General features: G+C 31.2%; 10 protein-coding genes. 3 read left to right on the top strand and 7 right to left on the bottom strand.

Features of this window, described 5'->3' with window-relative positions; genetic code table 11:
- Positions 1 to 225: 225 nt before the first annotated feature.
- Together AA089_RS04380 and AA089_RS04375 are read right to left on the bottom strand one after the other, a co-directional pair.
- Positions 226 to 2,412 carry a T9SS type A sorting domain-containing protein gene (locus tag AA089_RS04380; RefSeq protein ID WP_046755697.1) on the bottom strand — a complete coding sequence of 729 codons (2,187 nt, stop codon included), beginning with the start codon at positions 2,410 to 2,412 and terminating at the stop codon, positions 226 to 228.
- Between the two features lie 59 nt (positions 2,413 to 2,471).
- A complete protein-coding gene (locus tag AA089_RS04375) occupies positions 2,472 to 3,686 on the bottom strand; it encodes a multidrug effflux MFS transporter (protein ID WP_046755696.1) in 1,215 nt (404 codons plus the stop codon).
- A 124-nt stretch (positions 3,687 to 3,810) separates the two neighbouring features.
- Here AA089_RS04375 and AA089_RS23470 point away from each other — a divergent pair, with 124 nt between their 5' ends.
- Positions 3,811 to 4,530, top strand: coding sequence for a hypothetical protein (locus AA089_RS23470; RefSeq protein ID WP_082113191.1), 720 nt, complete (start codon positions 3,811 to 3,813; stop codon positions 4,528 to 4,530).
- A 796-nt stretch (positions 4,531 to 5,326) separates the two neighbouring features.
- On the opposite strand, the gene AA089_RS04365 is transcribed toward AA089_RS23470, so the two are convergent.
- Positions 5,327 to 5,548: a helix-turn-helix domain-containing protein gene (locus AA089_RS04365; RefSeq protein ID WP_046755695.1), complete on the bottom strand. Its 222-nt coding sequence runs from the start codon at positions 5,546 to 5,548 to the stop codon at positions 5,327 to 5,329.
- A gap of 137 nt (positions 5,549 to 5,685) precedes the next feature.
- Between AA089_RS04365 and AA089_RS04360 the strand changes: the two genes are divergently transcribed.
- Positions 5,686 to 5,883, top strand: a complete 198-nt coding sequence (locus tag AA089_RS04360) for a hypothetical protein (RefSeq protein ID WP_046755694.1) — start codon at positions 5,686 to 5,688, stop codon at positions 5,881 to 5,883.
- 8 nt (positions 5,884 to 5,891) lie between these two features.
- On the opposite strand, the gene AA089_RS04355 is transcribed toward AA089_RS04360, so the two are convergent.
- The 4 genes from AA089_RS04355 to AA089_RS04340 form a co-directional block, all read right to left on the bottom strand.
- Positions 5,892 to 7,784, bottom strand: a complete 1,893-nt coding sequence (locus AA089_RS04355; RefSeq protein WP_046755693.1) for an AAA family ATPase — start codon at positions 7,782 to 7,784, stop codon at positions 5,892 to 5,894.
- Positions 7,771 to 8,262: an ABC-three component system middle component 5 gene (locus tag AA089_RS04350; RefSeq protein ID WP_046755692.1), complete on the bottom strand. Its 492-nt coding sequence runs from the start codon at positions 8,260 to 8,262 to the stop codon at positions 7,771 to 7,773. The genes AA089_RS04355 and AA089_RS04350 overlap by 14 nt, the downstream gene beginning before the upstream one ends.
- Before the next feature lies 1 nt (position 8,263).
- On the bottom strand, positions 8,264 to 9,214 hold the full coding sequence (locus AA089_RS23465) for an ABC-three component system protein (RefSeq protein ID WP_053002191.1): 951 nt from the start codon (positions 9,212 to 9,214) through the stop codon (positions 8,264 to 8,266).
- Between the two features lie 337 nt (positions 9,215 to 9,551).
- Positions 9,552 to 10,151, bottom strand: coding sequence for a DUF6642 family protein (locus tag AA089_RS04340; RefSeq protein ID WP_046755691.1), 600 nt, complete (start codon positions 10,149 to 10,151; stop codon positions 9,552 to 9,554).
- Between the two features lie 296 nt (positions 10,152 to 10,447).
- On the opposite strand from AA089_RS04340, the gene AA089_RS04335 reads away from it, so the two are divergent.
- Positions 10,448 to 11,008, top strand: coding sequence for a DUF4494 domain-containing protein (locus tag AA089_RS04335; protein ID WP_046755690.1), 561 nt, complete (start codon positions 10,448 to 10,450; stop codon positions 11,006 to 11,008).
- Positions 11,009 to 11,130: the final 122 nt, after the last annotated feature.

Below are 11,130 nucleotides of genomic sequence, written 5' to 3'. Positions count from 1 at the left end.
ATCGAACTAAATTTTTTACGTCGAACTCCTTATTTTAGAAATAGCGATTAAAGAAGTTTAATGATTAAAAAAGGTGAATAAAAACAACGTTTCGGATGTAGTATGATGATTCAAAAAAAGCTTACATAATTCTACGTTGGCTATTTTTTTAAATATAAAAATGTTGGCTCTTATGTAGAATTTACAGTACATAAGAGCTAATTTATAGATAGCGTAGCAACTATTTTATTGCTTGATTACTTTTTCTTGTAAGATGATATTTCCTGCGGTATTGTACACTTTTACAAAATAAACACCAGTCTTTAAATTTGGTAGATTGATTGTTTTTTGATTCGAATTGATATTGCCTTCATTAAACACTAATCGTCCTGTAATTCCATACAATTCTAACTTGGAAATTTGATCATTTTGCGTGTCAATCGTAAATTGATTTGTAAACGGAACCGGATAAATTTTTGTCGTATTTGCTTCAAATTCTTCCGTATTTAATAATGGACTAAAATATTGATTGGCCAAATGGAAAGCGTCTGTTCCGATTTGTATGCCCATAATTCTACCTCTTATATCATCAATTGGCGGATGAATTCCTCCCCAAATTCTTGACAAGCTCGTTTGGTCAGAAGCATCACGATAGGTTGCCCATTGTAGTGTAAATGGCGCGCTTGGTCCTTTTTCAAATACTAAAAAGTTATCTTGTGGAATGTCAAAAGTTCCCATGCCGCCAGGGAAAAATTCATCTCCCGTAATTAACGTTAATACTTCTGCGGCAGCTCTTGAAAACGTTGAATGTCCTGAAAGATAACCTGCAAACGGAGGCGTTACAAAAGTTCCACGTTGATATGGCCACCAGCGTTCTGCTAAAATCCAATCGACTCCAGCAATATCTGTAGTTGGATCATTTATATAATCTGGTCCTCTCCAAGCGTATACTTTTAATTTTCCTACATTTTCATCAGTTGAACCTGCCAAAGCATCTCCAACTTCAATGGTTTCAATATATCCGGGAATTAGTGGCAATCCGTGTGGATCATAATTTGAAAGTGTATTGTCTGTACTTTGTCCTTTTCCAGCCATGTATCGAATGGCAGAAATTGGACGTATATAATCGTAATATCCTTTAATTCCCCAAGTATTTATCGCCGCATCATGCATGGCACCACCAAGTGCTAAGTATGATTTTACGTCCCATTGCAAATCGTCTAAAATGGGTCCGACACCATTCCAGCGTTTTTCCGTTTGTGGATGATCGTTTACATAATTGATAATGGTAAACCAATGTCCTGGAGGCGTTTCAGAATCAGGTCCATCTGCCCAAAATTCTGCCAATACACGTGCATAATCAGCTCTTTTTACCAGTTGTGGTGTGTATGGCTGACCAGTACTTGGATTCAATGCATGTCCCGTACTTGGATCGCCACCATTTAAAATGTCATAAAAGGCCTTGTATTCTTCAAATGTATCAGGAAACGCAGTAGTATTTAAATTTCCTAACGCACCTGGCGAAATATCAATCATAGTATTATCCGCAGGATCTAAATGTGAAGACCATGCCGAAACTAGCGCAAAATGCCACTTGTACGGATCGTCAATTCCATCATTATTATTTGAATCTTGAATGTATTCAGGAGCGCCAGGATCATTGTATATGTAGCAATCAAAACCATTTGATATAATTTGTAAATCGTCCGTTTTTAGCGCAAAAGGCGTTACTTGTCCCCATTCTGGACTTAAAAAAGGTGGAATTGCAGTAGGGAAGAGGTTTCCACTTTGATCAATAAACGAGTTAAAGGCCAATGGTTGCCATCTGTTAGGATTAATGTTTGTATTATCTTGATATGCTTGTAATATTAATGGACTGTTTGTTGGTGTGTAAAATTGATTTGCATAGTCATTTTGTTCGTTGGAACCATCTTGTTGTCCAAAATTTATGATTTCACTTGCCAAATAATTTCCTAATGCTGCATACGAACCGTTGCTATAATCCGTAGATGTAAAATTGATATCATATCCATACGATTCAAATAAATTACGAAAAGAAGTTGTAGAAATCAAAACTCCTGGAGAATTTGCAAAACGATGTGACAATAAACGATACATTGCATAACTCATTATTTCGTGACGCGCTGCTGCAACATCGGTTGGCGTAGTAACTCCGTTAAAAGTACAGGTGTAATTTCCGAATGTTTTTCCTAAGAATATCGTTTCAGATTGATTGTCAAATAATGCCCAAGAATCATACATTGCCATGGCACTGTGAAATAAATTTCGAGCGTGTACGGTTGGTCGTGCAAAGTCATTTCGAATCGCTAATAATAGTTCTTCATTCCATTCACGAGCTACGGAATGTTGTGCGGATAGGGTTGGTATATAGACGCATAGGCTCAGCAGAGCTACTATAAATATCTTTTTCATTTTTATTGGAATCGAGGGTTATTGCGGTAAATTTAGCTAAAAGATTGTGTATAAACAAGCTATGAAGTCTGTAGCGTCAAATTTTTTGTTTTTCTCTTTAAAACCCAAAGAATCAGTAAGGAACAGCTTCCACAAATGAAGAACCCTGCAAATAGAGGAGAAGCCGTTGTTTTTACAAAACTTCCAATATAGGTTGCAATAGGAACGGCCATTATGGTAGAAACAAAACCGTTTATAGCGGCGCCAACTCCTGCAATATGTCCCAACGGTTGCATGGCTAACGAGCGTAAATTCCCGAAAAGGAAACCGATGGAGAAAAATTGCAATCCGAAAAACGTCAATAATATATATACATTAGGATTTGGCTGTCCAAAGAAAATGATAAGATACAGCAATGAAATTGACGTAAATAGCACCATAAATGTCTTGACCAAGGTGTACATTCCATATTTTAAGACAAAATTTCCGTTTAGAAATGTTGCAAATCCGACAGAAATCGCCATTGCAGCAAATAGATACGGAAATTCGTCAACCATGTTGTATTGAACTTGAAAAATATGTTGCGAAGCACTAATATATACCATAAATGAACCTGTAATAAGTCCTGAAATTAATGTAAAAGCAATAGATGATTTGAACTTCATAAATTCTTTAAAACCATTTAAAAATATTGCTTTAGATAATTTTATTTTATGGTTTGGATCTAATGTTTCAGGTTGTCTTTTCCAGAGCCAAATCATGACAAATGCACCAAATAGCAGTTGACCGTTAAAGATGGAACGCCAACCAAAAGTATCGAGCATGAGTTTTCCAAGTGCAGGAGCAATTACGGGCACCAGAATGAAAATAGCGACAATAAACGACATGATTTTTGCCATGTAATCGCCACTAAAACTATCGCGAACCATGGCAATACTGATGGTTCGTGGTGCTGATAGACCGATTCCTTGTAAGATGCGTCCAACAATCATCATTTCTACGTTTGTAGCAAATACACAAAGCATACTTGCGGCGACAAATACTAAAAATCCGATGTAGATGACGGGTTTTCGTCCAATACTATCAGATAGTGGCCCAAAGAGCAATTGTCCGAAACCTAATCCTAAGAAAATCATTGTTATTAATAACTGATTGTCAGTTGATTGTTCGATACCGACAGAAATTCCAATTGCTGTTAAAGCTGGTAAAATGGCATCAATTGATAAGGCTACAATTGACATTAATGACGCCATTAGGATGATAAATTCTGTTTGCGATTGGGGTTTTGATTGCATCGTGCAAAAATACAGCTAAAAAGAGTTTTTATGTTATAAAATAGCTTTTATTCTACACATATTCTTTGTAAATGAAAATAGCTTCCAATTGATTTTACTATCTTAGTTTTTTTTAAATGCAGCTATGAAATTTTTCAATAAAGAACGTTCAAAATTAATGGGAGGAAAGAATATTAAGAAATACCTAAAGTACGCATTTGGCGAAATTATTTTGGTCGTTATTGGAATTCTGATTGCGGTTGGAATCAACAATTGGAATCAACGAAAACAATTGAATAGTGCCAATGAAGAGTTGCAAAAGAACATAATTAAACAATTGGAGAAAGATATTGCGGCTATCGAAAACTATCAAAGAAGATTGGATACGTTGCAAAATAATTATTTGAATTTTTTAGGAAAAAAGCACGATAAAGACAAGTTACAAGGTGGTAGTCTTTTGGGAACATTGCTATTTCAAGTCAATACGATGGACACCGATACACATGTCATTGATATGATTGACAACGCAAAATTGAATGATTCCAAAGCGACTGAAAAATTGTTGAATCTGAATTCTGCATATAAAATTTACTTGGAAGAGATAAAAGCTGTAGAACGTTTAATTTTTACAACCATTACAGATAATTTAAAAGAAATAGAACGCACACAAGATTGGTATGCGGATTTCATTACAGATTTGGTTTGCACAAATGATTGTATAAATTATTTACGAAACAACAAACTGCATAAAGCAAGAATTGCTTCGTTGCGTTTTTTATATGTAAATGGATATGGGCAGATTATTTCAGCATTAAAAAATGATTTAATTGGTTATCATCGGGATTTACAAGAACTAGCTGAGTAGGGTTCAAATAGTGGTACAGTTCTTTCCTGTATTAAAATATTCTATTTAACATAATATAAATTATGATACAAACACCATATATCGTAAAGTAGGATAATCAGCGTATTTGTAAACCATAATGATATTATGCTAAATATCCCAGAACCTTTGTAGTTGCTACTAGAATCATTGTGCTTGGGTCATGAACCTTATTTAATAGGAACGCTTCGCTAGAGAAAATTTTGTCCAATAATTTGTCGTTATGCAAAATTGCCGCGCGCAAATGCTTTATTGCTTTCATAAAATCAAATTGTTATTACAATTTATTTTATACGCAATTTTCCAACGCTTTCCAGCCGCACAAAAGCTACTTTAGAAATTCTATACAACATTCTATGTATTAGAAACATTTCGTTAGAAAAAGTTTTATAACCTGTACGTTAGCTTGCCGCATACTTATAAAAATTTTTTGCAAAGAATTTTATATAAATATGCTCACTATTCGTTTTACAAAAACCTTTTTGGCTTTTCGTTATGTTAAATAGCTTTTGAGTTTTGATAAGAACCTTTGGTAGTTTTTTATTTTGTCTTTTTCTTGATAAAAAGAAACAAAAATCAAGACTTCATAAAACTTTGGAAACAATTACGGCTCGTTCGCTATATTTTAGAAGCGTTTATAGTTCTTTAGATTATTGTGAATTTCAATTAAAATATAGAGTTCTCAACAACAATGCTGCTTCATCTCTAAAATATGGACGCTCACTCGCCTATTGTTTTGACCAAAGTTTTCTGAGGTCGCTAAAGTTTCGATTGAAATTTATTCTTCGTCTTTTAATTTGAGTTCTTTGCAAATTTCTTTGAAGATATCACAAGGATCAACGTCAATAGCTAAAGCAATTAAATATAATTCATCTGCTCTAAGCTTAGTTTTCTGATTGTTGGCTAGTTCACTAAGTCTAGTTTTACTGATTCCTGTTTTTCTAGCGACATCGGAACGATTCACTGATTTCTTTGATAAGAACAAACCTAATTCAGTCATTATTGTCTGATTTTAAGAACATAAATTTACATAATAAGATAAATTATTCCGATTTTATGAACTTTTAATTTTTATTTTATCCGTTTTTCAATATATTTGTTCTGATAATCGGAATATTTAATCATAAAACAAGAACAATGCCATATCCTAAATATACAAAAGCAGACTTAGAGAAAATCGTTTATACACAATTAGATAATTTGAACGCAATTCATGATTTGTTGCGCATTATGAAAATTCAAAATGAACTTATTGAAAATGCTAATAAGAAACTTAAAGATGAGATTATAGATTTTAAGAAACGTGTTAATTATGGAACTGGGAAGTTTGAGTAATTACAGATTTAACTTCTAAAATTCAAAGACTTATTGTTAGGGTTATATTCTTCTCCAACAGTATATTCATTTATATTTAATGACGAATCTATCATGGAAGTCGTGAAAATTATTTGATACTCTTTGTTATCATAAGTCTTAGATAATTCAACAATGTTTCTTTGAAAAATATGACTTCTTTCTGGGTTCATTCCCTTATCTTCCATATTATCACAAATAATAAATCTTGGATATCTAAAATAGTCATGTTTTAAAGAAGCAAAGAATATAGCAAATCTGATGGCATTTTTTAGATATACCATTGAACTAGCTGAAAAGTGATTTCTATTGTTTAAGTAATAACTATTTTTTACAAAATCAAGTTTTACATAACTCGATGTTTCAAAAAACTTTTCATATCCACCTTCCTTATGCAATAATTCTAGAGCAAACTCTTGAACACTTCTTCTCGCTTCCTGTTCTCTTGTTTTTAATTCATCTTCAAGTTGATCTATTTTTGTTTTCAATAGAGTAACTTCTCCAGAGAGACTTTTTAACCTATCTCCTAAAAAATTGTACTTTTCAACATTTATTAGTTTATCTTCGAGATCTGCTATAATTGACAGAACAAATCCTTTGTCAACCAAAAGCCCTTCTTTGACTCTTTGTGTTTTTGATTTTGTACTGTCAACTAAATTTGAATATTCTTTTTCTATTCTATTTACCTTAGAATTTAAATTTTGCTTTTGAGAAAGTAAATTTTCTAGTCTACTTCTTTTAATCAAAAGTAACCTTTCTGATTCGCTAATCTGCGTTTTAAGCTCAATTTTCATTCGTTCAATTCGCTCTTTACCTTGTTTGTCCAATAAAGGTTCTTTACATAATTTACAATGGTTCTCATCTACAGGTTTTAATTCTTCAAGGCAAGATGGACAATAACTTATCGGTAATTCAGAAAAATATTCTCTCATGATTAGTGATTCTTCCGATGATTCCAAACGATTATTTAATTCTTTGATAAACTCTTCTGAATCTATAATATTAAGCTCTAAACTATATATTTCATCATTTGATAATTTTAATTTTTTCTTTTCATTAGTCAGAGATTTAGCTATCTTATTTAAATCAGTACTTAATTTTGACATAGTGACTTTCTCACTATTATCAATTTTAATTATTCTTTCATCTAATTCTTTTAAAGCTTTTTTATTTTCATTTAATAATAAATTCAAACCTTTAATTGTAGTTGGAGTATCAGTTGCATCTAATACCTTTTTTAGAAATCTATATTCAGAGTCTATTTCATCTAGTATTTTCTTTTTCTTTCTGTACTTAATTTGATTATCATATAATTCGTTTTCATAAGTTCCAAACAATAATGAACCTAACGTTGTTCTTATAAGTGGTGAATCAAAATCTTCATTATTTAATAAGGCAGTAATCGAACTTAATTGATCTAAATAAATAAGCCGATAAATTTGATTTAAAGTAACTGTTTCCCCTCGTTCCGTTTTTACTTCTGGTATTTTCAAAAAATTGAATAGATATTCACTAAAACTTTTTTTATTTTCAGATCTACGGTAACCATAAACTTTCCATCCATCAAAGTTTGATTTAAGTGCTTTATCAATACTTCCATGAAAAATTTGCATTGGTCTCATGGTCTTATCAGAAATTTCTCGTTTAAATGTTAAAATTGAATCATTAATTTCTACTTCAACAATTGTAAAGTCACATTGTAAAGCTTCTGGAAGCCAATCAGTAAATTCACCACCAATAGAATAAAACAATGCATTAGCAATTGTAGATTTTCCAGAACCATTTTCTCCTCTGATAATATTTACACCATCATGGAAAGGTTCATCATAAACAATGTTACCTTGAGATGTAATTATTAACCTATTAACTTTAAACTTTATCATATCTGTATTCAATAAGTCCTGAACGTTCTTTTAATTTATGAATAGGAATATTATTCAAATCATTTTTTATATAATTCAAAATCTTTATTTTTTCTCCACTTTGGTTAGAAATTGATTTTAAAAGATAATCAGGCAATACTAACTCAGTTCTTTTAACAAAACCTTTTTTTAATCTTTCACTTTCAATAATTGAAGTAGAAGCTAATTCATTCAAAGAAATATTATGCATTTTATTCAATTGAGCAAAAACATTTTTTTCAGAATTAATATTATTATATTCATTTACCTTTATACTTTTTCTTATATAAGTATATGCTTGTGGCAATTTCATTTTATGTAAAAAACTTGGATAAAGTAGTATAAAGTCATAGATTTTTAATCTATCAATTTCTATTTCCAAATTATTCAAATTATTAAGTAGCAATAAAAACCTATATGAACAATGATAAGGATCGAAGATTGGTTGGTATAAAATCATATTAAACCCATTTTATGTGACAATTTCCTGTTAAAAAATAAAGCATTCCATTAATGTCATCTTCATAAAGGTTAAGAACATTATCATAACCTAAATAAGAACCAACTTTTGATATAACCTGATCATCAATTAATAATCTTATTTCTTCTTTATTCTTACCATTTCTGATTGCTGAAAGTACGTGCCTTCTAAATGCCATCTGAACCTTAACAAGTAAAAATGCATGTATTTTTTGTTGTGCCAAAGAAACGTCATTTTTTAAAAGCCTCATAGTATATGCTTCTTTAAGTTCAGTAGCCCAATCCGTATCGTCTTTAAATCCACCATCATCTAGTTTTTCAGATAACTCTTGTTTTATCTTATCAATATTAGATGTGAAGTGTCTTATTTTATCAAAAAGCTCTTTAAATTCAGACTTTCCCGAAGCTACTTCTTCTTTGTAATCTTCAACAAGGCTTTTCATTTGATCAAGATCAGACACACCTTTAATCCTCTTTAAGTCTTTTTCAATAACATTAACTTTGCTATAAATTTTTTCAGTGTTCTTCTCTAAACGTTCAATTGTAAATAAAATATCATCAATTGCTTTATAGACTATTTCATCGTCTATTTCTAATTCTGAATCGTTATTTCCATTAACGTGATTTTCTTTCCATTCAAGCAATAATTCTTTAGTAAATTTCCCTTCATTTTTTTTATTATCAATAATACTATGATGCTCATCACATAATAAGATTAAATTATTATATCCTCTTCTTTCTTCATCTGTCATTTCTTTTCTATATCTAGGTCCTTTTGAGCTTGCAGCTTCTATGTGGCAAATTTTACCAACAACAGTAATACCATCCTCTGCAATGACAGGTCTTGCACAATCGGGATTTGAACATTGATTACCAGAAAACGCAAATAATCTTTTAATATCAGAAGGTAAATAGTCACGAGCTTTGACCATAGTAATATTCTTGAATTTTGAGTTATATTGAAGTCAATAAATATACAAAAAATTAACAAGTAATGTTTTACGGAAATCCGTAATCTAAAATGACATTCGTAATACTTGTCCAATTCCACAACTATTCCACTTCGCTCCTACGTCACTTGTGTAAAAATTGTTCCATTACCTTTCATAAAAACGTTTCAGTACTAACTTTTTTTAAAACCTAAAGTATAAACTTTGCTTTTCGCCCAAGGAAAGTTATATACGCAGAACAGTAAAATGTATATTACAGTGAACAAAGAAAGGTGTATGTCTATACTATTTTACAGATGTAAGTGATAATATTTGAATATTAATAATACAATCTAAAATCAAGTAGTTTACACAGATTGTAATGTTTTTGGTGTAATTCTTCAACTACATCCAGCATGTTATCGTCTTCTTTAAATAAGTTAAAGAATGCTTTGTCAAGATTGGAGCTGCTTATGCCATTATATTCGTTGCCGTAGCCAGAAACACCTTTTGCGCCAGTAACGTCCAAAAAATATTGTGCTTCCTCTTCGTCTAAATCTAGCACTTTTGCATTTGAAAAATGTAAAATTTTACCATTCAATTTTCCCTCAAAAATTTCTGCAACTTCTTGTAAACTATAACAATAGTCGTTTAAACAAATACTATTTGCTTCACCTTCTGTAACTAAGTAAATTATTTCATAATCGTTAAAATTATGATCGTCAAAAACCAATGTATTCAAGCTAGTTTCTAAACCTTCAATGGTGTCAAATATATTGTAAATACTTGCTATTCCATACTGTAGCGTCAACTGTTCTAAATTTAGTTGAGTTTCCGTAGTCGTATCTGTTTCTATGTCATTCATCGCTTCTAAACAGTAAATAAAATAGTCGGTATCTGTAAATTGTTCTTGGGGCAATTGCTGTTTTCTATGTAACAAATTTCAAAAAATTTTATGTAGAATATATAAAACACAAAAATAATATAACTCTTTGATTATTTTTTAGTAATTATGCATAGAACTCGTTGAAACTGTATAATTTTGAACGATTAATTCCACTTCACTCCTACACTTCCAAAACTTTATAGATGCGTCTCGTTAGAATCAAAATTTGCTAACTTCCTCACACTAAAACACCTATAAAATCTTCTTTAAAATTGTGAATATCTATTCTCTATTTTGACTTTTTCAGCTCAAACTAAATCCTATATTTGGCATCCTTAAAAACAAAAACTATGAGCGCAACTTGGTACGAATGCAAAGTAAAATATAGAAAACTTGATGAAGTTACAGGAGAACAAAAACTAAAAACAGAACCATTTTTAGTAGATGCTATTTCCTACACAGAAGCCGAAAGTAGAATTACGCAAGAAATGGCAGCGTATTTAAGAGAAGGCGAAGAAATTAAAATTACAAATATTAAAGTAGCCAATTATGCCGAAATTCATCCGTTTGAAAATTCTGATCGATGGTTTAAATGTAAAGTAAGCATGATTTCTTTTGATGAAGAAAGCGGCAAAGAACGCAAATCAAATCAATATTTATTAATACAAGGAAATGATGTCAAAGAAGCATATGAAAATACAATGACGGCAATGAAAGATACAATGGCAGAATATTCCATTCCTGCAGTTTCCGAATCGCCAATTATGGACGTATTTCCTTATTTTTCAGGCGAAGAGAATGAAACAAAAGCATTGGAAAAGTTTGTTGCTTTGAAAGATTCCGTGCCTGAACGAAATGATTTTAATGACGATTTGGAACTAGCCGATGTACTTTCTACGGAAGTAAACTAATCACAACAATAATGGTAAAACCTGAACAGTAGTAGCAACCTATTGTTCAGGTTTTCTGTTTCTAAAAAATATTCTACTACATAGTTATTATAAAAGATGATGCAATAACATATCTTAATTTC

The organism is Kordia jejudonensis, from assembly GCF_001005315.1.
Taxonomy (GTDB): Bacteria; Bacteroidota; Bacteroidia; order Flavobacteriales; family Flavobacteriaceae; genus Kordia; species Kordia jejudonensis.
The sequence above is the reverse complement of the archived record's forward strand: the minus strand, read 5'-3'. Positions and strand labels throughout refer to the sequence as shown.